Here is a 23,794-nt window from a genome sequence, read left to right as displayed (position 1 = left end):
ACATACATCCTTTTAGAGGAGGACAACGTCCGTGAAATACCGCTACCTGCCCCAAACTGATCAGGACAAGCGCGAAATGCTGGAAACCCTCGGCATTTCGAGTATAGAAGAACTGTTTGCTGATATTCCGGAAGAAGTACGTTTCAAAGGTGCTTTGAATATTCCAGAAGCACTTTCCGAGCCAGATTTGGTGAAGTATTTTACACGCCTCGCAAATAAAAACGTAAACTTCAGCACGCATGTTAACTTTCTAGGTGCGGGTGTTTATCAACATTACACGCCGAGCACAGTTAATCATATGCTGCTTCGCGGTGAATTCTTTACCGCCTATACACCTTACCAGCCAGAAATTAGCCAAGGTGAGCTGCAAGCTATTTTTGAGTTCCAAACGATGGTATGTGCGCTGACTGGCATGGAGGTAGCTAACTCCTCGATGTATGACGGCGCGACTTCTTTGGCAGAGGCAGCGATGATGGCTGCAGGTCACACTGGCAAAAAGCGCGTAATCGTTTCCCGCGCTGTACATCCGGAAGCGCGTGGTGTTTTGAAAACATATGCGTATGGACAAAACGTTGAGCTGGTTGAAGTAGGTATCAACAGCAATGGCGTTACGGATACAGCGGCTCTGGAAGCGCTTGTCGATGAAAATACAGCAGCGATCATCGTGCAGTATCCAAACTTCTTCGGAAACGTAGAGGATTTGGGAGCGATTGAACCAATTGCACACGGAAAAGGCGCACTGTTGATTACATCCTCCAACCCGCTTGCTCTGGGTGTACTGGAAGCGCCGGGCAAATTAGGCGCAGATATCGTAGTGGGCGACATGCAGCCATTCGGTATCCCAGCATCCTTTGGTGGGCCGCATTGCGGATATTTTGCTACAACATCCAAACTGATGCGCAAAATGCCAGGTCGTATCGTCGGTCAGACGAAGGACGAAAATGGCAAACGCGGTTTCGTATTGACGCTGCAAGCGCGTGAACAACATATTCGTCGTGAAAAAGCGACTTCCAATATCTGCTCCAACCAAGCGTTGCTCGCTTTGGCTGCTTCTATTGCCATGACAGCACTCGGCAAGCAGGGTGTACAAGAAATGGCGATGATGAACCTGCAAAAAGCTCATTACGCGAAGAATGCCCTGCAAGCAAAAGGCTTGGAGATCGTATTCACCTCCCCGTTCTTTAACGAGTTCGTGGTGAAGCTGAACAAACCAGTTGCAGAAGTGAACAAAGGCCTGCTGGCTGCTGGAATCATCGGGGGCTATGATCTCGGACTCGACTACCCAGAGTTTGCCAATCATACCTTGTTTGCAGTAACTGAGCTGCGTACCAAAGAAGAAATCGACACATTGGCGGCTGAATTGGAGGCGATCACACGTGCGTAACGACCAAGAGAAAGCACTGATCTTTGAAATGAGCAAACCAGGCCGTGTGGGCTACAATTTGCCGGCATTGGATGTTCCAGAAGTAGAAGTAGCAAGCCTTTTGCCAAAGCACCTCATTCGCGAAACGCCGGCTGAACTGCCTGAAGTATCTGAGCTGCAATTGGTTCGTCACTATACAGAACTGTCTCGTCGCAACCACGGGGTAGACAATGGCTTCTATCCGCTTGGTTCTTGCACGATGAAATACAACCCAAAAATCAACGAAGATGTTGCCCGTTACGCAGGCTTTGCGCAGACACATCCGTACCAACCGGAAGAAACCGTACAGGGCGCTCTGGAGCTGTTGTACAACCTGCAAGAAGAACTGGGTGAAATTACAGGCATGGACGCAGTTACACTGCAACCAGCTGCTGGTGCTGCGGGTGAGTGGACAGGTCTGATGATGATCCGTGCCTACCACGAGAGCCGTGGAGAAGGACATCGTACCAAAGTAATCGTGCCGAACTCCGCACACGGTACGAACCCGGCATCTGCTGCGGTAGCTGGCTTGGATACCGTAACCATTGCATCTGACGAGCGTGGATTGGTTGACATTCAAGCGCTGCGTGATGCAGTAGGACCTGACACAGCTGCCTTAATGCTGACCAACCCGAATACACTCGGATTGTTTGAAGAAGATATCGTGGAAATGGCGAAAATCGTCCATGAAGCAGGCGGCCTCTTGTACTACGATGGTGCGAATGCGAACGCGATTTTGGGAATTGCCCGTCCGGGAGACATGGGCTTCGACGTGGTGCATCTGAACTTGCACAAAACGTTTACAGGTCCTCACGGCGGTGGTGGTCCAGGAGCAGGTCCGGTCGGCGTGAAAAAAATTCTCGAGCCATTCCTGCCTACTCCAATCGTAGCGAAAAAGGAAGACGGCAGCTTCTACTGGGATAGCAATCGTCCGGCTTCCATCGGTCGCGTAAAAGGCTACAACGGAAACTTCGGTATTCTCGTTCGTGCGTACAGCTACATCCGTACCATGGGTCCAGAAGGCTTGCTGCAAGTATCCCAAAATGCGGTGCTCTCCGCCAACTACATGATGCGTCGTCTGGCAACGGCTTATCATCTGCCATTTGATCGCGTCTGCAAGCATGAGTTCGTCCTGTCTGGTGTAATCCAGAAGAAGCTGGGCGTACGCACGCTCGATATCGCAAAACGCTTGCTCGACTTCGGCTATCACCCGCCAACGATCTACTTCCCATTGATCGTGGACGAGTGCCTCATGATCGAGCCGACCGAAACCGAGACAAAGGAAACGCTCGATGAGTTCATCGACGTCATGCTGCAAATTGCCCGTGAGTGCGAGGAAACACCAGAAATCGTTCAGGAAGCTCCTCATACCACTGTGGTCAAACGTTTGGATGAAGCGACAGCGGCAAGAAAGCCAATTCTGCGTTATCAACCACAAGCATAATTCTAGATTCCGGGAAAAGTCGCCTGTTGTTACGGGCGGCTTTTCTTGCCGATTGGTGCTATCATGGGGGAAGAAGAGGCAGGGGAGGGTACGAACCGAATGAAGAGAAGGATTGTGTTTACCGGTGGTGGTTCGGCAGGACATGTCACTGTGAATCTTGCGCTTATCCCCCACTTTATCAAGCTAGGCTGGGAAGTCGCCTATATCGGTTCTGCGACAGGAATTGAACGAGAGCTAGTCGCCAACCAACCGGATGTTCGCTATATTGGCATTTCTTCAGGAAAACTGCGACGTTACTTTGATTGGAAAAACGTGAGTGACCCGCTGCGAGTCCTCAAAGGCATTTGGCAAGCTTCTCGCTTTCTCGGTAAGTGGAAACCGGATGTGATTTTTTCCAAAGGGGGCTTCGTCTCCGTGCCGGTCGTATTTGGGGGGTGGCTAAACCGTCTTCCTGTAGTCATCCATGAATCAGATCTGACACCCGGTCTCGCAAATAAGCTGGCTGTCCCTTTTTCCAGCAAGGTGTGCGTCACATTTCCAGATACGCTTTCGAAAGTGCCGAAAAACAAAGGGATTCACGTAGGCGCAGTTGTGCGAGATGAGCTGAAGCAGGGGCGAAGAGAAGCGGGTCTGTTATCCTGCTCTTTTACTACAAAGAAACCTGTCATGCTTGTCATGGGTGGAAGCTTGGGAGCACGGAGAATAAACGAGGCGGTACGCCATTCGCTTACTGCTTTGCTTGAACATTTTTCAATTGTACATATTTGTGGCAAAAATCAAGTGGATGAAACGATTCAGGTGGCAGGCTACAAGCAATTCGAGTATGTACAGGAGGAATTGCCCGATTTACTGGCGATGGCTGATATTGTCGTGTCACGAGCAGGCTCCAATGCGATTTATGAGTTTGTAGCTCTGCAAAAGCCGATGCTCTTGATACCGTTGTCCCGTGAAGCAAGTCGGGGTGATCAGATTTTAAATGCACAGTCCTTTGAAAGGCAGGGCTTGTGTCATGTTTTGTTGGAAGAAGAGCTAACGGCTGATCGCTTTTTTCAAGCGGTGAATGACTTGCAAAACAACAGAGAGTCCATCTTGCAGCGAATGCACGAAGAGAATGAGAAGAAAACAGATTCATTGGCGCAGGTCTTGGCCATTTTGCATGAAACAGCTCGCTCCAATTAGCCCATCAGAAGCTTGCCGTCCTTCGTGCCAGAAGCGTACAATGAAGGCGTTGTGAATGAGGAGGTACATAGATGGAACAGTGGCGCTATATCGTGACGGAAGCAATGTCACCCGCGATGAATATGGCAGTAGATGAAGCAATTTTGCAGTTACACAGTGAGGGCAAGGTTCCCCCGACCGTTCGTTTTTACACGTGGGACCCGGCGACACTATCGATTGGTTATTTCCAGAAGGCCATCAAGGAAATCAACCTAGAGGAAGTTCAAAATAGAGGACTGGGCTTTGTTCGTAGAGCGACGGGAGGGCGTGCTGTTCTCCACGATCAGGAGCTGACATACAGTGTCATCGTATCCGAAGACCACCCGAAAATGCCTTCGAGTGTGACGGAAGCCTACAAAATCATTAGCTTGGGACTGCTGCACGGATTCCAAAACCTTGGGCTCTCGGCGGAAATGGTCTCTTTGGCGAGTGATGAGGAGAAGGAAAAGTACAATTCCCCAGGGTCATCCGCTTGCTTCGATTCGCCCTCTTGGTATGAACTCGTGGTAGAGGGGAAAAAAGTAGCAGGAAGCGCTCAGACCCGACAAAAGGGCGTTATTCTTCAGCACGGCTCTATTTTGCTTGATATGGACGTAGATTTGCTATTTTCGCTCTTGCATTTCCCATCGGAGCGGGTAAAACAACGGATGATCGATAGTTTCCGACAAAAAGCAGTGACGATCAACGAAGTAAGCCCTCGGCCAATCAGTCTCCAAGAATCCATCGAGGCGTTCTCGAAAGGCTTTGCATCCGGATTGGAAGTAGAGCTGATCCCTTCAACGCTTACGGACGAAGAACTCGCGTTGGCAGAAGAACTCGTTAAGACGCGTTATGCCACAGAAGAATGGAATCTGCGTCGTTAAACAATAAACAAAAGCTCTCTCGGATGTATATGCTACATACCGGGAGAGCTTTTTTCATTACACGAGTACACTTGTGTTGATATGCTGTTCAAACAAGTCTTGTAGCGTAAGCACGACAGGTCCCGGCTGTCCGTTGCCGACAGCGACGTCATCTACCGAGATGAGTGGCATGATTTCCGCAGTCGTGCTGGTGAGGAATACTTCATCGGCTTGCTTCAAGAAAGCTATGTCGAATGCTTCTTCATGTACAGTGATCCCATTGTCTCGAGCCAAATCAATGACCACTTGGCGGGTAATTCCGTGAAGGATCAGATTGTCAGCCGGATGCGTATACAGCTCGCCATTTTTTACGACGAACAAATTGGAAGAGCTGCACTCTGTGATGACGCCGTTGCGGTGCAAAATTGATTCTTGGGCACCTGCATCCTTTGCATATTGTTTGACAAGAACAGCTCCTAGCAGATTGAGCGTTTTAATATCGCAACGCAGCCAGCGGATATCTTCGATGAGCTGTGCCGTCCAGCCTTTTTTCATATCGGCGACAGGGCGGTCCTTGCGACGGACAAAGCCCATGATCACAGGCTTGATCCCAGACGGAATATCATGAACGCGCGGAGAGGCGCCACGAGATACTTGCAGGTAAAGGCTGGCGTCATCATTCTCTGTGATGTTGTTCTTGGCAATCAGCTGATTCGCTAAGTCTGTCAGCTCTTCTACGCTCCATGGAAGCTCCATTTTTATTTCTTTGGCACTTCGGAATAAACGGGTGAGATGTCCATCCCATTGATACATGCGCCCCTTATAAATGCGTACTACCTCATATATGCCATCCCCAAAGTTATAACCGCGGTCTTCTGGATGAACTGCTACTAGCCCTTCTTCTACCCATTTGCCATCTACATACAGCATGGTACTTCCCCCTCAATGGATTCCAATCCGTTTCTTTCAAACGGTTTTTTGTTGATTCCACCTTAGCAAAAGGAAAGGACATAGGTCAATTTGAAAGTCGCCTTTTCTTTATCAATAATTTTACGGTGAAAAGCACCTTTCTATTAAGAATTCATATGGAGGGAAGCCACTCGAAAAATCGACGTTTTGGGCAGAAGAAAGCGAAAGCTGTCCAGGGATGGCGCAGGATGAAGTTATTTGACTAACTATTCTGACTAGACTCAGTTTGTCGTAACCGCCCATAATAAATACAAAGAGCGAAGGAAAGGGAGAATGCCATGCGATCTGTCCGTCATTATGCGCTATGTGCCTTGCTTGTTTGTGGAACGATATTGCCGATACCTTTCCTTTCACATCGTGCTCATGCAGAGGAAGCTCAAGATTGGATCGATAGTGAACGCTTATACAGCCATGTCGAGCAACTGGCGAGAACAGCCCGTCCACCTGCTACTGAAACGGAATTTGCGGCAGCTGTTTATGTGGAAAATACACTTCGATCTTACGGATACAAGACCAAGCTCGATCCATTTTCTTATTATACGTACCGAAAGCCTACTACTCTATCACTGACGATGGAAGAATGGCCCGGTCAAAAATGGACAGTAAGTGGATTTGCTTTTGGGATCAATGGAACCGCTACAGCAGAAGTGGTGGATGCAGGATTGGGAAGAGCAGTTGATTTTGCGAATGATGCATCCCGGGGGAAGATTGCCTTGGTCAAGCGAGGCGAGATTTCGTTCGGAGAAAAAGTACGCCAAGCAGCGGCTGCCGGAGCCGTTGCTCTTATCATCTGGAATGATCGAGAGGAAGGCTGGAATGCTTCGCTGGGCGAACCCTTAGATATCGCTGTGCCTGTAATCGCTTTGTCTAAGGCGGATGGCACGAAGCTCCAAAAACGCATCATGGATAAGCGACGCGTAAACGGGACCGTCAAGGTAGAAGGAGCCGTAAGCAGCAAGCAAACCTCGTATAATATCGTGGCAAGCCGAAAGCCCATTCAAAACGACACCGGGCAGGTCGTTCTGGTATCCGCTCACCATGATTCCGCTGGGTTATCGGTAGGGGCAAATCACAATGGCTCCGGTGTAGCGGCCTTACTTGAAATCGCGCGTAATATGGCTGACAAGCCGATCGATACGGAAGTGAGGTTCGTAAGCTTCGGTGCGGTTACATCGGGAAACAGAGGCCCGATTGCTTATGCGAATGCTTTATCAGCCAAGGAACGACAAGCCATGATTGCAGCCTTCTATGTCGATGGGGTGGGCAGCCAAAAGGCAGAGCTTGTTGCAACCAATTCGCTGGGCAACGAAAATTTGCCAATCCAACTCCTGAGAGAAGCGGGGGTGTCAACTACCGAAAAGAATGGTACACGTGAACGAAACGGTGCAGCGAGCTCTTTGGCAGCCGCAGGTATTCCTACGGCACTTGTGACAAATGCAGAGACAGGACATGCAAAAGAAGACACCTTGGCGCAAATGGATTGGGAAGAAATCACAAAGGCGACTAAGGCAATCCTATCAGCGATCCACAAAATTACGGAACAAACAACGCCAGCTTATCCGTTGGGTTCTCCAAATGGGGGACAGTTGAAAGCGGAAAGTGAGGCTTGCAGTAAACGTCTCCTTCGGGGGACGTTTTTCATTTGTGGTAAAATGAGGGAGAGTAACCATGTATAGAGGAGCCTACGTGACGATAAGTCCGTTGAATTGGATCCTATCATACGAAAAAAAGTGGCCAAGACTCTGTCTTGACCACAGGAGCTACGAGTAAACAAGCAGGTCAATGCTGATGCTTCCAAACGTACCAGCCCATTAAGAACATGCCGCAATAGGTCGTTACACTGGCGATTGCAGACATGCTCCACGGAACAACGAGTGTCAGGAGAGAGAATACAAAGATGGTAAGTAGCATGACGACAATCAGTGGCAGCATTTGCAGGTGTTGACGTGTCGCAATTGGATGTGTCAACGAGTAGAGTAGGGCTGCGACAATGATTCCGCCATGCACAAGAGAGAGGATAGCGAGAAGCCAATCTCCACCCGTCATCATTTGAACCAAAATTTGTTTGATAGGCAGAATCGCGGAGTGTGCATCATGCCAGTGGGCAAGAAGGATAGCTTGACCTAACATCATGAACAAAAGGAAGATTCCAGCTCCGATGATTGCCCCCATCCGAACCGTTCGCTCATGGGACGCACGTACTGCCAGAGGTAGAGTCGTGGCCAAGCTGATAAGAAAATGCAAGGCAAGGAAAAATACGGCGTGAATCAGCCAGTTCACATTCAGTTGATAACCCAAGCTCGGTATTGGAACATGGGATTGCGCGCTGAAAATCAATCCGAATAATAATAAACCGATGGATAGAGATATGGCTGTTGCAGTGACAATCCATCTCCGACGATTTATGATAAAGAAGATGGCTGCAATGGTCAGAAGGATGAACCATAGAGGAGAGAGCCCCTCCAAGAGGAAATCTGCCTGTTGGCCAAGCATGACTCCTGTATAGCCCAATAGCAGAATGTGGGTAATGACAGATAGGCTAGAAGCGAACGCTTCGCCACACAATACGTAGTACAGCTCGTATAGGGAGCGAATTTGCTTGCGATGGCAAAAGGTCAACAGCTGGACGCCGAACCATCCGAGGCCAAGAGCCGCAAGTGCAATGCCTATTGTCCCCCAGGAACCGAAATAAGTAAAAAAGCGTAACCACTCATATCCACCCAAGTAGAATCCACCTAACGCAGACCCTGCAAAAAGCACGGCGATATGCCAAGCGACTTTGTCCATAGGCATCATCCTCACTTGCAACTTGGTACAAGTGTATGAGGCAAACAGGTCTGTTCAGAACAGACGATATTAAATAAACATAAATGTTTACAAATTATACTTAATGGAATATAATGATGATCATACCAGTATTTAGATTATCGATGGGGTGAAACCATGAAAATTGTAGGAATAGCCGGAAGCATGAATGCCAATTCTACGACAAAACAAGCGATTCATATTGTACTCGAAGCAGCGAAGGCTGCAGGTGCCGATGTTGAAATGATTCATCTCGCGGACTGGAAGCTGCCGCTGTATGATGATCGTGATGATACCAGTACGTACCCTGAAATTGTCCATCAATTTGTCAAAGCGATTTCTGAAGCGGATGGACTTGTAATCGGTTCGCCTGAATACCATGGCACAATGACAGGTGCTTTGAAAAACGCCATTGACTTCCTGGAAGGGCGCATTTTGCGTGACAAGCAGGTTGCCATCATTGGCGTTGCTGGGGGAAGCATGGGTGCTACGAACACGGTCAACACCTTGCAGTTAATCATGCGCAATCTGCATGCATGGCCGTTACCATCTAGCCCTTCCATCCCAAGTGCTTACAATGCTTTTACACCAGAAGGCAAGTTGAAGGATGAGCGATTGCAGGCGCGCATGGAGCAGTTGGGTCAACAACTCGTACAATATGTCCAAATGATGAACCCAACACCAGAAAAACAGCTGCGATAGGTACTTTTTTCTTGCAAATGGTTCTCATTACACGGTATGATATTTCTACGTGCCTTTTTTGGCTTGATGAAATAACGGTTTGGAAATGAGGGGTTCACAATGCCGCCGACGCCGAGTATGGAAGACTATTTGGAACGCATTTACAACTTAATTGAAGAAAAGGGCTATGCTCGTGTCTCCGATATTGCTGAAGCGTTAGAAGTACATCCCTCTTCGGTCACGAAAATGGTTCAGAAGCTAGACAAAGACAAGTATCTCGTTTATGAAAAATACCGTGGGCTTGTCTTGACGCCAAAAGGGAAGAAAATCGGAAAACGCCTAGTGGACCGTCACAGTCTTCTGGAAGAATTTATGCGGATCATTGGCTTGGATGAAGAGCATATTTATCAGGATGTGGAAGGAATCGAGCACCACCTGAGCTGGGAATCGATTACATGTCTGGAGTATCTGGTTCAGTACTTCGAGTCAGATCCAAAGCGTATAGAAGAGCTTCGTAACATTCGCTTGTTAGATGAGCAAAAAGAGGAATAGTCTATATCTTTATCGTATTATAGCGCAAGCCGACCAGGCTTGCGTTTTTCTTTGTGGTAATGGAAAAGCTGTCGTCTTATACATGGAAAATGGGGAGGAATTTTAGGGAGGGGAAACAAGGTGAAAGCGGATGCGGTCTTTGAAGGTGGCGGCGTAAAAGGAATCGCTTTTATCGGTGCCTTGCGAGTCATGGAGGAGAATGGATACACATGGGAAAGGCTCGCTGGTACCTCGGCAGGCTCCATTGTTGCAGCTTTGCTCAGCGCAGGCTATTCAAGCCATGAGTTGAAACCGATCTTTGAAGAGCTGGATTACCTTCACTTTCTCAAGCGCTCAGGGCTGGGCAGGCTCCCTCTCATCGGACCAATCTATGAATTATTCGTGCGGGAAGGGGTTTATCGAGCAGATCGAATTGAGTTGTTCATAGAGGAGTTGCTACAGCGAAAAGGAGTGCGAACATTTGGAGATCTTCCTCCTGGTAAACTGAAAGTTGTCGCTTCTGATGTCACTGACGGAAAAATGCTAATATTTCCCGACGATTTGGCACGGTATGGTGTAGAAGCAGATCATTTTCCTGTGGCACGAGCCGTTCGTATGTCTTCCTCGATTCCATTTTTTTTTCAGCCCGCAAAGCTGACAAGTGCTGGACATGTGCACTACATCGTCGATGGCGCATTATTGAGCAACTACCCCGTGTGGTTATTTGATGTACCGGGTACTCCGCGGTGGCCGACGATTGGTTTTCGCCTGAGTGATGATCAAGACAAGAGGGAAGCGACCAGCATCAAAGGTCTTTTTTCCTTCTCTCGGGGATTGCTGGCGACTATGCTCGATGCCCATGACCGTCTGTATGTGGAAAAGGCAAAAGCCGTTCGGACGATTTTCATTCATACATTAGGGGTAAGGACAACCCAATTTCAGATGTCAAAAAAATTGAGGTTGCAATTGTTTGAGTCAGGGGAGGCAGCGGCTCACAAATTTTTGGCACAATGGGATTTTGAAGACTACGTCAAAGTGTTTCGTAATAGCTCTCCGAAAATGCTGGTCTAACAAAAAAACAGGTCGCCGATTCAGGCAACCTGTTCTTGTTTTTAGTGGGAGATATTATTTTGCGATTTTTCGTCTTGTTTTTCTTTTTGCTTTCCTTTATTTCCTTCGATCACACGAAACGGATGATCTTTTCTCGGGGTAGTCGACTGCTTTTTCACTGCTTGCCGACCTATGGAGGTCTTTGGCTTCACCTTGACCTTTGGCTGTCGAGGTTTACCAGAGCCTGCGCCTTGTGAAAAGAAGGAGCCGGTTTGCAAATAGTTGCGCACGACCAAGAAAAGTACAACGGATAATCCCAAGATGATAATCGTATTAACAGGATCATTGAAGAGTGTTATCAAAAATCCGTAGATCGCCAATACGATCACTATCAGAATCACTGGTGGAATGCGGCGTAACATAGGGCTTCACCTCTATGAGAATAAAAATGCCTCACGTTATCCGGTCGTAACCATTCTTTCCTGCACGTGCTTCTGATCAAGCTCCCGCATCTTTTGGAAGGAAGCGATGGCTACCTCGACTTGGTTGTCATCTGGTTCACGAGTCGTGATCTTTTGCAACCACAATCCTGGATAACCAAGGTAACGTAGGACTGGTACATCACGGAGCTTGTTTGTCCACTGCAAAACCTCATAAGAGACGCCGATTACCAGTGGCAAAAGAACAATGCGTTGTACGACCCTCTCCGTCAGGGAGTCATAACTGAACAGGGAGTAAATCACGACACCGACGAAAACTGAGAAAATGAGAAAACTGCTCCCGCAACGATAATGCAGGGCGGAAAATTTTTGTACATTGGCTACTGTTAATTCTACCCCGGATTCGAATGCGTTAATCACTTTATGCTCGGCTCCGTGGTATTGAAAAAGCCTTTTAATCAACGGAGCTTGTGCAATCGCTGTAATGTAGCCGAGGAGGAGCAAGATTTTAAATCCGCCTTCAGCCAACGTTTGAGGTACGCCATCCGGTACCCATTTTCCGAGTAAAAAGTCAGCCAGGAAAACAGGAACGAGTGTAAATACGAATTTCCCGAACAGGAAGGAAAGTACCCCGACGACAGCAACACCTAAAATCATGGTGAGCTTCGATGGACTTTCAGATACTTCTTCTCCAGACTCCATACTGTATTGTTCAGAGGCGAAGTTGAGATGTTTGGCCCCATTGGCGCTGGCTTCGACCAAACCAACAATCCCACGCACAAACGGAATCTTTTTCAGCGTAGTAATCCATTTATATTCCGATCTTGGGGATTCAAAATACTCAATTTCATGATTTTTTTTGCGAACAGCCGTAACAGTCATGGTTTTGCCACCGAACATAACTCCTTCGATGACGGCCTGACCGCCGTAGCTAGGTACGTTTTGTTGCGCCAATACAATCACCATCCTTACCACTATATTAACGGAAATGGCGACTTGAAGCTACAAGGAGTTCGCACTTTTCCAACAAATGTAAAGCGAAAGTGAAAAGCTTAGAGGAAGAGCATACTAGAGAACAGAGGTGATGGGAATGGAAATAAGCAAAACAGGACGGAAGCACAAACAAGCGCGTGTAGCCCATACGGAAGAAGAGAAGCAAGAGAGTAAAAGAATCTCCAGTTCGAAGATTTTGGAGGTCGCATTCTGGGGAACAATCATTTGGGGGCTCGCTCGGTTGATGGCTCACTTTTTGAACATGACGCCGTATGGAGTCGGAGCCTTTGCACGTCCCTTTATCAGCATCGAGGACGAAAATACGTTTGCGAGCGTGTGCCTTGGTGGTATCGTGCTGTTCGTTGAAACAGCAGTTGCTTCCTTTGTGTTCAGCTTGCTTTTTAGCCGGATCCGTGCGTGGTGGCTGGGACTCGTCTACGGGGCGGTCATGCTAGTGATAGCAGGCTTCTTCTTTCATATCGGAAATTGGGAGATAGCCACTTTAAGTACGGAAGGTGCTTGGTACTTGACGTTTGGCTTGTTTATCGGGATGACAATCGTACTCGAGCAATCCGACGAGAATCATACATGGAATGAGTCTACAAGGTAGGAGGATTTCTCCGTTCCTTGTCAAAATGGATGTAATAATGTTCGAAAAGTTGCATAGATGAATGCCCACTATGGAACTAGGACGGCTTGTGGTAAAATGTTTCATTAGTAAAAAAACTTTTATAGGGAGAGGGATGGTCGATGACTTCCGTCTTGTTATTGAACGGACCCAACCTGAATTTATTAGGGACAAGGGAGCCGGATGTTTACGGAAGGGAAACGCTGGAGGATGTGGTGACAATCTTGACGGGTGTCATGGATGAGTTGGGCGGAAAGCTTGAGCATCTCCAATCGAATCATGAAGGTGTCCTCATCGACGCGATTCATCAGGCGAGAGGTGTCCATGACGGCATCTTGATCAATCCAGGGGCATTCACACATTACAGCTATGCGATCAGAGACGCATTGGCCAGTGTGGCTCTGCCAACGATTGAAGTACATATTTCCAATATTCATGCACGGGAACCATTTCGCCATCACTCAGTCATCGCCCCTATCGCGATTGGACAAGTTGTCGGATTGGGGATCGATGGGTATGAATGGGCGCTAAGAGCGCTCGTCCGTAAAATCGAAAAAAAATAAAAGCTGTCAAAAAGGGGAAAAGGCTGCCATGAAACAACGTTTGCATAAATTGCGCGAGGCACTTACACAAGTTGGAGCAGAGGCGTTTATTACCGAAAAAACAGAGAATCGCTTCTACTTGAGTGGTTTCACTGGATCAACGGGATGGGTCATTGTCACCGAAACAGAGGCGTTTCTCGTCACTGACTTCCGCTATGTGGAACAGGCACAAGAACAAGCACCTGATTTTACAGTGGTAAATAACGAGAGAAAAGCTATTGAAGCGATTGCAAAGCTCCTGCAAGAAAAAGGGATTAAGCGTTTGGCATTCGAGAGCAGCGTGGCCTTTAGCACCTATCAGGAATGGAACAAAGGATTTGACGGAGTAGAGCTGGTGCCAACAAGCGGTCTGCTCGAAAAAATCCGCATGTTTAAAGACGAATCCGAGATGGTTATTATTCGTGAAGCGGTTCGTATCGCGGAAGCAGCATTTACGCATATTCAAGGCTACATCAAGCCAGGTGTGCGGGAATCTGATGTTGCTTTGGAATTGGAATACTTCATGCGCAAACAAGGAGCGACAGGCTCTGCATTTGATATGATCGTAGCGTCAGGCGTGCGCGGTGCTCTGCCACATGGACGAGCTTCCGAGAAAGTGATTCAGGCAGGGGAAATGGTTACGCTCGACTTTGGTGCTGCTTATCAGGGCTACAATTCTGATATCACTCGCACGTTGTCTGTGGGAGAGCCAGACCCGAAAATGCGTGAAATCTACGAAATCGTTCTGCGTGCACAACTCGCAGGTTTGGAAGCACTGAAGCCAGGTGTATCCGCAAAAGACGCAGACGCAGCCACGAGAGATCTTATTACAGCAGCAGGTTATGGCGATGCCTATGGACATAGTGCAGGTCACGGTCTCGGACTGGAAGTTCACGAGCTACCAGGGCTGTCGACTGTAAGTACCTTCGTATTGGAGCCAGGTATGCTTGTAACAATGGAGCCAGGCATTTACGTAACAGGACTTGGTGGCGTTCGGATCGAAGACGATGTGTGGATTACAGCGGATGGTCACGAGAACCTAAACAAGTCCACGAAAGAGTTGCTCATTTTGCCTGTGTAATTTATACTTATTCTGTTATTGATTGATTTGGGAGGACTACCATGATCTCTGTAAACGATTTTCGTACCGGTTTGACAATCGAAGTGGATGGCAATATTTTTACCGTGCTAGAATTCCAACACGTAAAACCAGGTAAAGGTGCGGCTTTCGTTCGCTCCAAACTGCGCAACCTGCGCAGCGGTAACACGACGGAAATGACTTTCCGTGGCGGTGAAAAAGTTAACCCTGCCCGTATCGAATCCAGCACGATGCAATATCTGTATGCGAGCGGAGACGAGTACACTTTCATGAACACAGAAACCTATGAGCAAATGACGTTCACTCAAAAGCAAATTGAGCGTGAACTGCGTTTCCTCAAGGAAAACATGAACGTGCAAATCATGCAGTACAACGGAGAAACAATCGGTATTCAATTGCCGAACACAGTTGAACTCGTTGTAACAGAATGTGAGCCAGGTGTAAAAGGTGACACTGCTTCTAACGTAACAAAGAAAGCAACCTTGGAAACTGGTTTCGTAGTAAACGTTCCTCTCTTCGTAGAAGAAGGAGAGCGTCTGATCATCGATACTCGTACGGAAGCATACGTTTCCCGCGCGTAAAAGTACGGATTACAAGAAAAAGCTGTGCCCATTTGGGTGCAGCTTTTTTTATTTGCTTCTCCTATTGATGCGATATTGTAAAAATTATGTAATTGCACTAAATTAAGTGGTACGGAGAAATAGTAGGGTGGAGGGGTATGACCTTGAGAACAGAACAAGAAATGATGAGCATGCTGATCGAATTCGCGAGGAAAGATGATCGAATCCGCTTGGTAACCTTGGAAGGGTCACGCACGAACAAAAATATACCCGCTGATCCGTTCCAAGATTATGATATTTCGTATTTTGTGACAGAGATGGATTCTTTCAAGAAAAATGATCAATGGCTCGATATTTTTGGGAATCGGATTATGATGCAAAAGCCTGAGGATATGGAGCTTTTTCCGTCCGAGTTAGGGAATTGGTTTTCCTATCTCATGCTATTTGAGGATGGAAATAAAGTAGATCTGACGCTGATTCCGATAGATGAGACAGAGCAGTATTTTGCAGATAGCGATGGTCTAGTTGAGGTTTTGCTGGATAAAGACGAGCTTATCAAACAAGAGGTGCTAGCTTCCGATCGTCAATATTGGACCCGGAAGCCAACTGCTAGAGAGTTTGATGACTGCTGCAATGAATTTTGGATGGTCTCTACTTACGTTGTGAAAGGTCTCGCGAGAAAAGAAATCCTGTTTGCGATTGACCACCTCAGCGAAATTGCCCGACCGAATTTGCTCCGAATGATGGCTTGGCAAATCGGATGTGAGAAAGGGTTTACCTTTAGTGTCGGGAAAAATTACAAATTCATCGATCACTATCTTCCAAAAGAAGATTGGGAAGCGTTACTTTCCAGCTATAGCGAAAACGACTACCCGCAGATGTGGGAATCATTGTTCACGTGCTACGAGCTATTTCGAAAGTACTCCAGCGCGGTGGCAAAAAGTCTCGGATATCCATATCCAGATTACGATGAAGCGATTACCAAGTATGCGGATAATATCTACCATTCATGGAAGTGATAGACGTCATTTGACCGCCTTTATCAAGGGCGGTTTTATTTTTGAAAGGTAATCAATCGACCAACAAAGCTGGTGAGAAGAAAAAGCACAGGGCTCGTAGACCTTGACAACGCCTACCCAGTCGGAACTTAAAAAAGGGGACCACGCTTGTCGAACACTTCTTCTTTGAGATACTACCGCCCGTAGGGTGGCTTTGGCTCGACGGTCCCCTTTTTTAAGTGGAGACGGCCAGTGAATCCCCCCTGCTGGCGTGTCAGAGTCGAAGAGAGCTGTGCTTTTTCTTCTCCTCCACCATGTTGACACAAACTTTTTTTAAAAATGCATTTATTTTTGGAAAGAAAATACAAAATGCTCCGTTAATCCATATGAACCTGCCAAAACGAACGCTGCGCAGCGAACTTTTTTGAAATGGGAGGATTTCCTTTGCAGGATGATTGGTTGCTCATACAACAGGTACAAACAGGGAATCGGGATGCCTACGCGCACCTGGTCGACAAGTACAAAGATCGATTATACGGCTATCTTTATCGAATGACGGGGCAGCAGCAGGATGCCCAAGACCTGACACAAGAGACGTTCATCAAAGCGTACTATCAACTGGATAAGTATAAGCCGACAGATGCTTTTTTGGCCTGGCTGTATCGGATTGCGTCCAACTTGTGCATAGACGCATGGCGCAAGAACAAGCACTATGCCAAAACACCTTTGGAAGAGACAACGTTGATTGAATCCGATACACCCGAAAAAGCTTATTTGGAAAAAGAAAAGCAGGATACCTTGCAGCAGCAAATCATGGCGTTGGGTGAAGAATACCGCGTTGTGTTTTTGCTGAAATACTTAGAACAGATGAGCTACAAAGAGATTAGCGAAATTTTGCATGTTCCGGTCACAACTGTACAAATGCGAATCCATCACGCCAAGAAAAAGCTCCGGGCTAGTATCGCGCAAGAAATGTCAGGAGGTGCTGCTATCTATGAATTGCTCCAAAACTGAAGAGTTGCGCAAGTATTTGACTGGTGAGTTGTCCGAAGGAACGGCTAGACTACTGGAACACCATGTCGGAGAGTGTATGCTTTGCCAAAGGCTGATGATGGAGGAAGAGGATAGCGGCGAGGATTTCCCGAGCCTGCAAGTTCAAAGCGCTTTGCCTACAGATTTTACTGCCCAGGTGATGGCTGCCCTAGAGCAAGAGCGACAGCCAAAACCAAAACCTGATTGGAAAAAAAGGAGTGTAAACATTTTGAAGAAAACCGCGTTAGCAGTAGCGAGTGTCACGGCAATCATTACGTTTGGGTCCATGGTGTCTCCGACTCTTGCGAGTTACGTAAACAGTGTCATCCAATCCATACAAGGCATCGACCAAGGAATGAAGCAGGCAGCGGAGAAGGGGTATGTCCAGGAGATCAATAAAAAGGTAACGGATCAAGGAATTACACTGGTTGTAAAAGAAGTGGTTGCGGATCCGGCGCGGATGGCGATCATTGCAAATATCGTGGATCAAAACGGCAAGCGTATCCCGTTTGATATGGAAAAAAACGCATTGTCCCTTACTTACAAAACCAAGTCAGGTGAAGACCTGAATCCTGGAGGAGGGGGATATTCCTACGGTGAAGAAGGAGAGTTTCTTGTCGTTAGCCATGATATTTTCCGATTCCTGAAAGATAGCAAGTCATTGCCAGATGAGATGATCGTCGGTGTCGAAGCAACCATGTTAGATGGGAAAGAAGGGAGTTGGAAGGTAGAGTTCCCAGTTGATATGAAGAAGGCAAGGGCAGTGGCAAACTATACAGAGATTGGACAAAAATACATGACACCGCATGGAATCGAGATCATGTTGCAAAACATTATGACGGTACCGAGCACAAGTATGATGGAGTTGGACATAGACTGGACAAAAGAAAGAGAAGAACAAATTCAAAAATGGAAAGAGCAAAACGGCTGGATTGTAAAAGAGCCAAAAACAGGTGTATTCACAGAAGCGGAGAGGATGGAGAGGTATTTTATCGACATGGGAGTAGCATTCCAAATATTTGACGAAAAAGGGAATGTGGTAGCAGGATGGGACGATGCGATGCATGAAGAACTTAACCAAATTCGAAAGAACAACGTAAAGCATTCGTACCGAGGAAAAGTGCATGATGACGGCAAAGGAGTTACGAAATGGAATGGGATAACTCCATTAGCAAAGGATCAAATGTACAAATTAAAAATGCACTCTCTGTATCTGTATGAACCATCGAAATTTCAGGCTACCATCCCGATTGGTACCCTGTTAAAGGATAAGGTGGCCGTGACGAACAGTGACAGTACCTATACCTTAACGGGCTTTACCTTAAAAACAACGGAGGGAGAAGAAAAAATCGGGGATGAGACCTATTTTGGAAAAGGTGCACTGATTTCGTTCTCGGCTATACTTCCAGAAGGCATCGTCTACACGACTGAATGGTCGGCGAAGGATGAGTCCAAGCAAACATACAAAGTAACGCTTCAAGGAACAACATATACAAAAGGCAAGAATGGTAGAGTGCATGTTACAGGAACATTCTTCATCCGTGACCTTGAAAAACAGCCGAAGGAATTAAAGCTGTCTCATTTGCTTCAACAACGCCAATATCAAGACCTCAACTGGGAAGTTCCGTTTAAGAGCTAAAACAACATAGACAAATCCCCCTCTTGCATGTAAAAGAGGGGGATTTCGTTTTTTATCTGCTTCCAAACCATTCCCACAGCTTCAACACAAACGCAGTAATACCAGCAGCCATCAAAGGTCCAACGGGAATGCCTCGAAAGAACACAATGCCAATAATCGAGCCAATCACCAGACCGACAATCATATGTGGCTCAGAGCGCAGCAAATCGAGTCCTTTTCCATTCATCCAGGTGGCAATGGCCCCACCAGCCAATGCGGTTAAGCCGACAACCGTAGTGAAGAGAGGTGTGACGTCTTTCCACGATATTTTTTCGCTGGCGAATGGAACCAGTACGGAAATGGTCAAAAAGAGCAGGCCGAGCTCCAATCCGCGACGTTCTACCGTTGGGAAAAAGCGCTCTAGCGCCGTCAGCTTCAACACCAACAAAATACTCGCAGCAGTGGCAATAATCGGTGAGCGCCCAATAAGACCGATAACGATCAGGATGACGAGCATCACTTCTCCAGACATCATTGGCATCATAACCCCTGTCCCTGTTCTCCTTTCACATTATGAGACAAGGTGTGGGAGTATGCGTTTCTCCTTGATGTACGGAACGATTTGATACTGATCTACTTGAGCACAGTACCGTATGTCGCTTGCGAGATGATGCTGGACGAGCCTTTTTCCTGTTGTTGTGTGGGGTAACAGCTCGCTCAGTTTTCCTGCGTAGTAAAGGTAGCTCGCTTTTAGAACTTCACCCAGATCACAAATTTGGATGCTCGGTAACGATTGTTGTGCCTGGGCAATCATCAAGCCGGCAGCCAGACCGTCTTCCAGAGCGAATTCCGACCGGGTACCTGCACAGTACAGCGTAATATCGAGATGATACGAAAGAGCGTGCCGCACGCATGCAGTGGCATTTAAGAAGCAGCCAATCAAGAGGGCAGAGGCACGCTCTGCTTTTTGGATCGCACGAGTTCCGTTCGTCGTGGTGAGAATCAACTGGCTCCCCGTTTTCCCCAGAGCTGCGATTTCGGTTGGTGAGTTGTTGCAGTCGAATTCTGGGATTTTCTTACAGTGGCGTTCACCAGCCAAAATACAGTCGTTGGCGCGGAGAGAGTTCGCTTGCCCGATGGTTTCGACCGGGATAACGCTACGAAAACCATTGCCTAATGCGGTGACAATCGTACTGGAGGCTCGAAGCACATCGATGACAATGACAACATGATTGCTGATCTGTTCAAAACGAATTTCTTCCACGGTCGGCACCACTTCTATTCGCACGGATAAACCCCCCCTCTCTCCATGAGTAGGGCTGTATCGCCGCGCAATCCTCGTCGTAGCGTCTCCACAGAGAATACATCCGTATAGGCAATATTTCCGAGATTTACGTCGCTGCCAATGGCCTTAATGAAGCAGACCTGTTGATCTTTTTGTGGGGCTTCCCAGATCAGGCGGGAGGCTTTTTCTTTGGCCGCCGAGACAATATCTCGAACGAAGGAGTCGTCAATATTGCCATCCCCGTCACAAACGCCGACAGTACCACTCTCTCTCGCTTCGACAATAACGTGACTGGCACCGTTGTGCAGGTCGAAGCTAAGTGTCTCCAGCAATTCTTCTCGACAAGCGCGATAATCGGCCGCTTTTTTTCCGACCTCAGTATAGACCACCAGATCATTGTCTAACGCGTAATTGATGGCTTCCTGTCGCTGTGAGAAGGATAAAGGGAACGTTCCATCGGATATTTCTACCGCAGTAAAACCGAGAGTGCGAATCAGCTTCATATAATCTGCAATCGTATTATGACGGATGGCAATTTCAAAAAAAGTTCCTCCTGGCATGATGTGTACGCCATTTTGTTTTGCGAGGGTCAATTTTTGGTTGAGAATTTCGAGGGGGTACAGAGCGATGGTGCCAAAACCGAGTTTGTATAGATCGATATAAGGAGCAGCCAGCGCTAATAAGTCGGAATAAGCGGTAAGACCAAGGCCTTTGTCAATGACCATGGTTAAGCCCTTCGTACGGGGCTTTTCTCGAAATTGCCCGGACGGATTTGCCCAGCTTTCAGGCAAAAACGACTGATCACACTCTATCATCGGCAAGTTCCTCATTTCTCTAGGCGTATGGTTCAGTGTATGCCCAGTGAAGGGGAGGAGTGAGGGCAGAAGCCTATCGTGATGATTCAAAAAGTGCTGAAATGATGTGGTACAGGCATAGAGTGAAAGGAGAGGAGGACGATACGGTATGTTGGAAAAAGCAATTATGGGTATGGCGGCGCTTAGGGTCTTCTCGGGTAGTATCGAGATCATTGCAGCTTTGCTCATTTTAAAAGTGAACCAAGTCGAAAAAGCGCTGCTCATTAATTCAGGTCTTGCGATCGTCGGGCCAATCATCTTGATCACCACTACAACAATTGGTTTGTTAGGCATGTCGGATCGGGTTAGCTTTGCTAAAATTGCCTGGATTCTGGTGGGGATCTCCTGCATCTTGATTGGTGTCCGCAAGTAGTTACCCATTTCCTTCCATTGGTAAATGCAATCATGATGGGGAACGATATGTGGGAGAGATTGGATGGGAGGGAATGTGGATGCCAGAATCATTGGCGAATCGAATCGCATACTTGCAAGGGTTGGCAGATGGATTGGAAGTGGGGGAGAAGAGCCCCGAAGGAAAAATTATGGTAGAGATGATTGAGATTCTAGGTGAGGTACAGGGTCAGCTCCGAGAGATACACGCGCGAGTGGAAGAGGCAGAGGATTATGTAGAGGCCTTGGATGAAGACTTAGAGGACATCGAGCTCTACCTTTTTGAAGATGATGATGACTTGTACGAGACCGTTGTCGATTGTGAGGATGATGACGACGAGTACGCGACTTTCTACGATTTGGATGATGATGAAGATGCACAACTGTATGAAGGACAAGTAGATCCCCATCTCGATACGACCTACGAGTTCGCGTGCCCTAGCTGTCAGAAAGAAATCTATCTGCACGAGGGCAAAGATGAGGAAGGCTACCGACACTATGTAATAGAGCCGGTGGATAACAAGAAAAACAGATAATCGATGAGCTACATAGGAAAAGCTTGCTACTCGCGTTCTAGCACGAGAGCAAGCTATTTTTTTTGCATAAATCTCGTCCACCTCAGCATAGGATGGAGGTAAGACAACGTGTACAAAGGCAGAATGCTGCAAAAGGAGGGTACCGGATGAATGAGATTTTGGCGATTTTGCCAGCAACTTTACGCACGATTTTGACGGCCCTTCCTATCGCGGTAAGAGAGAATTTGGAAGAGATTCGGCTTCGGCAAAACCAACCGCTAGAAGTCCGGTTTGGCCAACAATCTAGCTATGTGACACCGTCGGGGCAAATCACCTCGATACCCGCGCAAGGTTGGCTGTTTTCAGCAGAAGAGGCTGCAAAGCTCTTAAACCAGGTCAGCCAGCATTCTCTCTATGCCTTGGAAGAAGAGTTGAAAAGGGGTTACATCACGGTAGTTGGCGGTCATCGCATTGGCATTGCGGGGAAAGTGGTGCTGGACAAAGGTGAAGTGAAGGGAATCAGAGATGTGACCAGCTTCAACATCCGGATTGCCCGCGAGAAAAAAGGCGCGGCCAAGAAGGTCATGCCGTATTTGTTTGAGGATGGCAAATTGCTGAACACGCTGCTCATCTCCCCACCTCAGTGCGGGAAGACAACCTTGTTACGTGATATGGCGCGAACCATCAGCTACGGGAGCGAGTGGTCTTCAAGTCGCAAGGTAGGAATTGTGGACGAGCGTTCTGAGTTGGCGGGATGCTTGCAGGGAGTTCCTCAACGAGACGTCGGTCCGCGAACGGATGTGCTGGACGCTTGCCCAAAAGCTGCAGGGATGATGATGCTGATTCGCTCCATGTCTCCTGATGTTCTGATTGTGGACGAGGTGGGAAGAGCGGAGGATGGCGACGCAGTCTGGGAAGCCATTCATGCAGGGGTAGCCGTCATTTGCTCGGCACATGGAGCGAGCGTCAAGGAAGTAGCCGAACGCCCCATGCTGGGCAAGCTGATTCGCTATGGTGCCTTTTCCCGCTATATCGTACTCAGCCGCGCAAAAGGTGTTGGAACCATCCAGGCCATCTACGATCAAAGCATGAACCTAGTTGAAAGGGAGAAGGTTGCATGGTCAAGCTGATGGGAGCCGTCCTCATCCTGTTTTCAGCGTCGATGGTTGGTTGGCAGATCGGCAAGTATTACGCGAATCGTCCCGTTCAGCTTCGGGCTCTGCTCGTTGCTCTGCAAATGCTCGAAACGGAAATCGTGTTCGGGATGACTCCGTTACAGCGGGCGTTTGTGAAGGTCGGTCATCGTGTCTCCGAAGAGGTAGGGAAAGTATTTCTACTAGCCGCTGAATTCCTGCAGACAGAAAAGGCGCATTCGGCTGAGGAAGCCTTGCAACAAGCTATGAATAGACTCTGGACCCAAACCGCCTTACGCAGACAAGAGCGAGAGGTGCTTGAGAGTCTAGGTCAGGTACTCGGATCATCGATCGGGAAGACCAGCAAAAGCATTTGCGCCTAGCTGTCACTCACCTGCGAGGGCTGGAAGAGGAGGCTCGTGCAGAACAGGAAAAGTACGAAAAAATGTACAAGAGTTTGGGCTTTTTAGGTGGACTCTTGGTCGTCATCCTGATGTTCTAAAGGCGAGGTGTTCACAGTGGATTTTGATTTGACACCTGTTTTCCAGATAGGAGCAGTAGGGTTTATAACAGCCATCCTGCATACAGTCCTGAAGCAGGCGGGCAAGGAAGACATTGCGCATTGGGCAACTCTAGTCGGATTCATCATTGTCCTGTACATGGTGTCCCATTACATCGGTGATCTGTTCTCCGAGGTAAAACGCGTCTTCCTGTTCAACTGAGGAG

Annotated in this window: 26 protein-coding genes and 1 pseudogene; 20 read left to right on the top strand and 7 right to left on the bottom strand. The window is 47.7% G+C overall.

Going from position 1 to position 23,794, the window contains the following annotated elements:
* Positions 1 to 31 precede the first annotated feature (31 nt).
* The 4 genes from gcvPA to ACQ5DJ_RS02560 all read left to right on the top strand — a co-directional run bounded on the left by gcvPA (position 32) and on the right by ACQ5DJ_RS02560 (position 4,927).
* Positions 32 to 1,384 (top strand): aminomethyl-transferring glycine dehydrogenase subunit GcvPA, encoded by a 1,353-nt coding sequence (gcvPA, locus tag ACQ5DJ_RS02575; protein ID WP_429841037.1) that lies wholly within the window; start codon positions 32 to 34, stop codon positions 1,382 to 1,384.
* A complete protein-coding gene (gcvPB, locus tag ACQ5DJ_RS02570; RefSeq protein WP_048032510.1) occupies positions 1,377 to 2,846 on the top strand; it encodes an aminomethyl-transferring glycine dehydrogenase subunit GcvPB in 1,470 nt (489 codons plus the stop codon). The genes gcvPA and gcvPB overlap by 8 nt, the downstream gene beginning before the upstream one ends.
* A 99-nt stretch (positions 2,847 to 2,945) precedes the next feature.
* Entirely contained in the window at positions 2,946 to 4,025 is a 1,080-nt protein-coding gene (locus ACQ5DJ_RS02565; RefSeq protein WP_429841036.1) for an undecaprenyldiphospho-muramoylpentapeptide beta-N-acetylglucosaminyltransferase, read from the top strand.
* Between the two features lie 71 nt (positions 4,026 to 4,096).
* The gene (locus ACQ5DJ_RS02560) at positions 4,097 to 4,927 is read left to right on the top strand and encodes a lipoate--protein ligase family protein (protein WP_429841035.1); all 831 of its coding nucleotides are present in this window, start codon (positions 4,097 to 4,099) and stop codon (positions 4,925 to 4,927) included.
* A 57-nt stretch (positions 4,928 to 4,984) separates the two neighbouring features.
* On the opposite strand, the gene dat is transcribed toward ACQ5DJ_RS02560, so the two are convergent.
* Positions 4,985 to 5,836, bottom strand: a complete 852-nt coding sequence (gene dat, locus ACQ5DJ_RS02555) for a D-amino-acid transaminase (protein WP_429841034.1) — start codon at positions 5,834 to 5,836, stop codon at positions 4,985 to 4,987.
* A gap of 317 nt (positions 5,837 to 6,153) precedes the next feature.
* Between dat and ACQ5DJ_RS02550 the strand changes: the two genes are divergently transcribed.
* Positions 6,154 to 7,551, top strand: coding sequence for a M28 family peptidase (locus tag ACQ5DJ_RS02550; protein ID WP_429841033.1), 1,398 nt, complete (start codon positions 6,154 to 6,156; stop codon positions 7,549 to 7,551).
* Positions 7,552 to 7,654: 103 nt separating this feature from the next.
* Here ACQ5DJ_RS02550 and ACQ5DJ_RS02545 read toward each other — a convergent pair whose 3' ends face one another.
* The gene (locus ACQ5DJ_RS02545; protein WP_429841032.1) at positions 7,655 to 8,662 is read right to left on the bottom strand and encodes a hypothetical protein; all 1,008 of its coding nucleotides are present in this window, start codon (positions 8,660 to 8,662) and stop codon (positions 7,655 to 7,657) included.
* Positions 8,663 to 8,818: 156 nt separating this feature from the next.
* Between ACQ5DJ_RS02545 and ACQ5DJ_RS02540 the strand changes: the two genes are divergently transcribed.
* The 3 genes from ACQ5DJ_RS02540 to ACQ5DJ_RS02530 all read left to right on the top strand — a co-directional run bounded on the left by ACQ5DJ_RS02540 (position 8,819) and on the right by ACQ5DJ_RS02530 (position 10,963).
* Positions 8,819 to 9,382 carry an NADPH-dependent FMN reductase gene (locus ACQ5DJ_RS02540; RefSeq protein ID WP_429841031.1) on the top strand — a complete coding sequence of 188 codons (564 nt, stop codon included), beginning with the start codon at positions 8,819 to 8,821 and terminating at the stop codon, positions 9,380 to 9,382.
* Between the two features lie 99 nt (positions 9,383 to 9,481).
* Positions 9,482 to 9,913: a transcriptional regulator MntR gene (gene mntR / locus ACQ5DJ_RS02535; protein ID WP_173621541.1), complete on the top strand. Its 432-nt coding sequence runs from the start codon at positions 9,482 to 9,484 to the stop codon at positions 9,911 to 9,913.
* Positions 9,914 to 10,033: 120 nt separating this feature from the next.
* Complete coding sequence (locus ACQ5DJ_RS02530) at positions 10,034 to 10,963, top strand: patatin-like phospholipase family protein (protein WP_429841030.1); 930 nt, start codon at positions 10,034 to 10,036, stop codon at positions 10,961 to 10,963.
* A gap of 41 nt (positions 10,964 to 11,004) precedes the next feature.
* Here ACQ5DJ_RS02530 and ACQ5DJ_RS02525 read toward each other — a convergent pair whose 3' ends face one another.
* Both ACQ5DJ_RS02525 and ACQ5DJ_RS02520 read right to left on the bottom strand, forming a co-directional pair.
* On the bottom strand, positions 11,005 to 11,364 hold the full coding sequence (locus ACQ5DJ_RS02525; RefSeq protein WP_429841029.1) for a hypothetical protein: 360 nt from the start codon (positions 11,362 to 11,364) through the stop codon (positions 11,005 to 11,007).
* Between the two features lie 36 nt (positions 11,365 to 11,400).
* Entirely contained in the window at positions 11,401 to 12,348 is a 948-nt protein-coding gene (locus tag ACQ5DJ_RS02520; protein WP_429841028.1) for a DUF1385 domain-containing protein, read from the bottom strand.
* A gap of 124 nt (positions 12,349 to 12,472) precedes the next feature.
* Between ACQ5DJ_RS02520 and ACQ5DJ_RS02515 the strand changes: the two genes are divergently transcribed.
* From ACQ5DJ_RS02515 to ACQ5DJ_RS02485, 7 genes are all read left to right on the top strand, one after another.
* A complete protein-coding gene (locus ACQ5DJ_RS02515) occupies positions 12,473 to 12,985 on the top strand; it encodes a YqhR family membrane protein (protein WP_429841027.1) in 513 nt (170 codons plus the stop codon).
* A 140-nt stretch (positions 12,986 to 13,125) separates the two neighbouring features.
* Positions 13,126 to 13,566 carry a type II 3-dehydroquinate dehydratase gene (aroQ, locus tag ACQ5DJ_RS02510; protein ID WP_007725740.1) on the top strand — a complete coding sequence of 147 codons (441 nt, stop codon included), beginning with the start codon at positions 13,126 to 13,128 and terminating at the stop codon, positions 13,564 to 13,566.
* Positions 13,567 to 13,594: 28 nt separating this feature from the next.
* Positions 13,595 to 14,665, top strand: a complete 1,071-nt coding sequence (locus tag ACQ5DJ_RS02505) for a M24 family metallopeptidase (RefSeq protein ID WP_429841026.1) — start codon at positions 13,595 to 13,597, stop codon at positions 14,663 to 14,665.
* A 41-nt stretch (positions 14,666 to 14,706) separates the two neighbouring features.
* Positions 14,707 to 15,264, top strand: coding sequence for an elongation factor P (gene efp / locus ACQ5DJ_RS02500; RefSeq protein ID WP_007725738.1), 558 nt, complete (start codon positions 14,707 to 14,709; stop codon positions 15,262 to 15,264).
* A gap of 143 nt (positions 15,265 to 15,407) precedes the next feature.
* Positions 15,408 to 16,262 carry an aminoglycoside 6-adenylyltransferase gene (gene ant(6) / locus ACQ5DJ_RS02495; protein ID WP_429841113.1) on the top strand — a complete coding sequence of 285 codons (855 nt, stop codon included), beginning with the start codon at positions 15,408 to 15,410 and terminating at the stop codon, positions 16,260 to 16,262.
* Positions 16,263 to 16,685: 423 nt separating this feature from the next.
* Positions 16,686 to 17,255 (top strand): RNA polymerase sigma factor, encoded by a 570-nt coding sequence (locus ACQ5DJ_RS02490; protein ID WP_429841025.1) that lies wholly within the window; start codon positions 16,686 to 16,688, stop codon positions 17,253 to 17,255.
* A complete protein-coding gene (locus tag ACQ5DJ_RS02485) occupies positions 17,236 to 18,912 on the top strand; it encodes a DUF4179 domain-containing protein (protein WP_429841024.1) in 1,677 nt (558 codons plus the stop codon). Before ACQ5DJ_RS02490 ends, ACQ5DJ_RS02485 begins: the two co-directional genes overlap by 20 nt.
* A gap of 52 nt (positions 18,913 to 18,964) precedes the next feature.
* Here ACQ5DJ_RS02485 and ACQ5DJ_RS02480 read toward each other — a convergent pair whose 3' ends face one another.
* Genes ACQ5DJ_RS02480 through ACQ5DJ_RS02470 form a run of 3 tightly spaced genes read right to left on the bottom strand, consistent with a single transcriptional unit; the run spans position 18,965 to position 20,991 of the window.
* On the bottom strand, positions 18,965 to 19,426 hold the full coding sequence (locus tag ACQ5DJ_RS02480; RefSeq protein ID WP_012686015.1) for a DUF441 domain-containing protein: 462 nt from the start codon (positions 19,424 to 19,426) through the stop codon (positions 18,965 to 18,967).
* A 36-nt stretch (positions 19,427 to 19,462) separates the two neighbouring features.
* Positions 19,463 to 20,179: a 2-phosphosulfolactate phosphatase gene (locus ACQ5DJ_RS02475; protein ID WP_144616230.1), complete on the bottom strand. Its 717-nt coding sequence runs from the start codon at positions 20,177 to 20,179 to the stop codon at positions 19,463 to 19,465.
* Entirely contained in the window at positions 20,170 to 20,991 is an 822-nt protein-coding gene (locus tag ACQ5DJ_RS02470) for a phosphosulfolactate synthase (protein ID WP_429841023.1), read from the bottom strand. The genes ACQ5DJ_RS02475 and ACQ5DJ_RS02470 overlap by 10 nt, the downstream gene beginning before the upstream one ends.
* A gap of 148 nt (positions 20,992 to 21,139) precedes the next feature.
* Here ACQ5DJ_RS02470 and ACQ5DJ_RS02465 point away from each other — a divergent pair, with 148 nt between their 5' ends.
* The 5 genes and pseudogenes from ACQ5DJ_RS02465 to spoIIIAC all read left to right on the top strand — a co-directional run bounded on the left by ACQ5DJ_RS02465 (position 21,140) and on the right by spoIIIAC (position 23,790).
* Positions 21,140 to 21,403: a YqhV family protein gene (locus ACQ5DJ_RS02465; RefSeq protein ID WP_007725730.1), complete on the top strand. Its 264-nt coding sequence runs from the start codon at positions 21,140 to 21,142 to the stop codon at positions 21,401 to 21,403.
* Between the two features lie 79 nt (positions 21,404 to 21,482).
* Positions 21,483 to 21,956 (top strand): CD1247 N-terminal domain-containing protein, encoded by a 474-nt coding sequence (locus ACQ5DJ_RS02460; protein ID WP_429841022.1) that lies wholly within the window; start codon positions 21,483 to 21,485, stop codon positions 21,954 to 21,956.
* Between the two features lie 146 nt (positions 21,957 to 22,102).
* Positions 22,103 to 23,065 carry a stage III sporulation protein AA gene (spoIIIAA, locus tag ACQ5DJ_RS02455; RefSeq protein WP_392429177.1) on the top strand — a complete coding sequence of 321 codons (963 nt, stop codon included), beginning with the start codon at positions 22,103 to 22,105 and terminating at the stop codon, positions 23,063 to 23,065.
* Positions 23,053 to 23,570: pseudogene (gene spoIIIAB / locus ACQ5DJ_RS02450) on the top strand (stage III sporulation protein SpoIIIAB). The gene spoIIIAA and the pseudogene spoIIIAB overlap by 13 nt, the downstream one beginning before the upstream one ends.
* 16 nt (positions 23,571 to 23,586) lie before the next feature.
* Positions 23,587 to 23,790 carry a stage III sporulation protein AC gene (gene spoIIIAC / locus ACQ5DJ_RS02445; protein ID WP_007725726.1) on the top strand — a complete coding sequence of 68 codons (204 nt, stop codon included), beginning with the start codon at positions 23,587 to 23,589 and terminating at the stop codon, positions 23,788 to 23,790.
* The last annotated feature ends 4 nt before the right edge of the window (positions 23,791 to 23,794 follow it).

The sequence above is a fragment of the Brevibacillus sp. FIR094 genome (assembly GCF_050477165.1).
Classification (GTDB): Bacteria; Bacillota; Bacilli; order Brevibacillales; family Brevibacillaceae; genus Brevibacillus.
This window is presented reverse-complemented; position numbering and strand designations above follow the sequence as displayed.

What these genes read in the sequence shown, in the direction of transcription:
- ACQ5DJ_RS02565 (WP_429841036.1), top strand. Translation starts at nt 2,946, where the DNA reads ATGAAGAGAAGGATTGTGTTTACCGGTGGTGGTTCGGCAGGACATGTC.
- ACQ5DJ_RS02560 (WP_429841035.1), top strand. Translation starts at nt 4,097, where the DNA reads ATGGAACAGTGGCGCTATATCGTGACGGAAGCAATGTCACCCGCGATG.
- dat (WP_429841034.1), bottom strand. Translation starts at nt 5,836, where the DNA reads ATGCTGTATGTAGATGGCAAATGGGTAGAAGAAGGGCTAGTAGCAGTT.
- ACQ5DJ_RS02550 (WP_429841033.1), top strand. Translation starts at nt 6,154, where the DNA reads ATGCGATCTGTCCGTCATTATGCGCTATGTGCCTTGCTTGTTTGTGGA.
- ACQ5DJ_RS02545 (WP_429841032.1), bottom strand. Translation starts at nt 8,662, where the DNA reads ATGGACAAAGTCGCTTGGCATATCGCCGTGCTTTTTGCAGGGTCTGCG.
- ACQ5DJ_RS02540 (WP_429841031.1), top strand. Translation starts at nt 8,819, where the DNA reads ATGAAAATTGTAGGAATAGCCGGAAGCATGAATGCCAATTCTACGACA.
- mntR (WP_173621541.1), top strand. Translation starts at nt 9,482, where the DNA reads ATGCCGCCGACGCCGAGTATGGAAGACTATTTGGAACGCATTTACAAC.
- ACQ5DJ_RS02525 (WP_429841029.1), bottom strand. Translation starts at nt 11,364, where the DNA reads ATGTTACGCCGCATTCCACCAGTGATTCTGATAGTGATCGTATTGGCG.
- ACQ5DJ_RS02520 (WP_429841028.1), bottom strand. Translation starts at nt 12,348, where the DNA reads ATGGTGATTGTATTGGCGCAACAAAACGTACCTAGCTACGGCGGTCAG.
- ACQ5DJ_RS02515 (WP_429841027.1), top strand. Translation starts at nt 12,473, where the DNA reads ATGGAAATAAGCAAAACAGGACGGAAGCACAAACAAGCGCGTGTAGCC.
- aroQ (WP_007725740.1), top strand. Translation starts at nt 13,126, where the DNA reads ATGACTTCCGTCTTGTTATTGAACGGACCCAACCTGAATTTATTAGGG.
- ACQ5DJ_RS02505 (WP_429841026.1), top strand. Translation starts at nt 13,595, where the DNA reads ATGAAACAACGTTTGCATAAATTGCGCGAGGCACTTACACAAGTTGGA.
- efp (WP_007725738.1), top strand. Translation starts at nt 14,707, where the DNA reads ATGATCTCTGTAAACGATTTTCGTACCGGTTTGACAATCGAAGTGGAT.
- ACQ5DJ_RS02485 (WP_429841024.1), top strand. Translation starts at nt 17,236, where the DNA reads ATGAATTGCTCCAAAACTGAAGAGTTGCGCAAGTATTTGACTGGTGAG.
- ACQ5DJ_RS02480 (WP_012686015.1), bottom strand. Translation starts at nt 19,426, where the DNA reads ATGATGTCTGGAGAAGTGATGCTCGTCATCCTGATCGTTATCGGTCTT.
- ACQ5DJ_RS02470 (WP_429841023.1), bottom strand. Translation starts at nt 20,991, where the DNA reads ATGATAGAGTGTGATCAGTCGTTTTTGCCTGAAAGCTGGGCAAATCCG.
- ACQ5DJ_RS02465 (WP_007725730.1), top strand. Translation starts at nt 21,140, where the DNA reads ATGTTGGAAAAAGCAATTATGGGTATGGCGGCGCTTAGGGTCTTCTCG.
- ACQ5DJ_RS02460 (WP_429841022.1), top strand. Translation starts at nt 21,483, where the DNA reads ATGCCAGAATCATTGGCGAATCGAATCGCATACTTGCAAGGGTTGGCA.
- spoIIIAA (WP_392429177.1), top strand. Translation starts at nt 22,103, where the DNA reads ATGAATGAGATTTTGGCGATTTTGCCAGCAACTTTACGCACGATTTTG.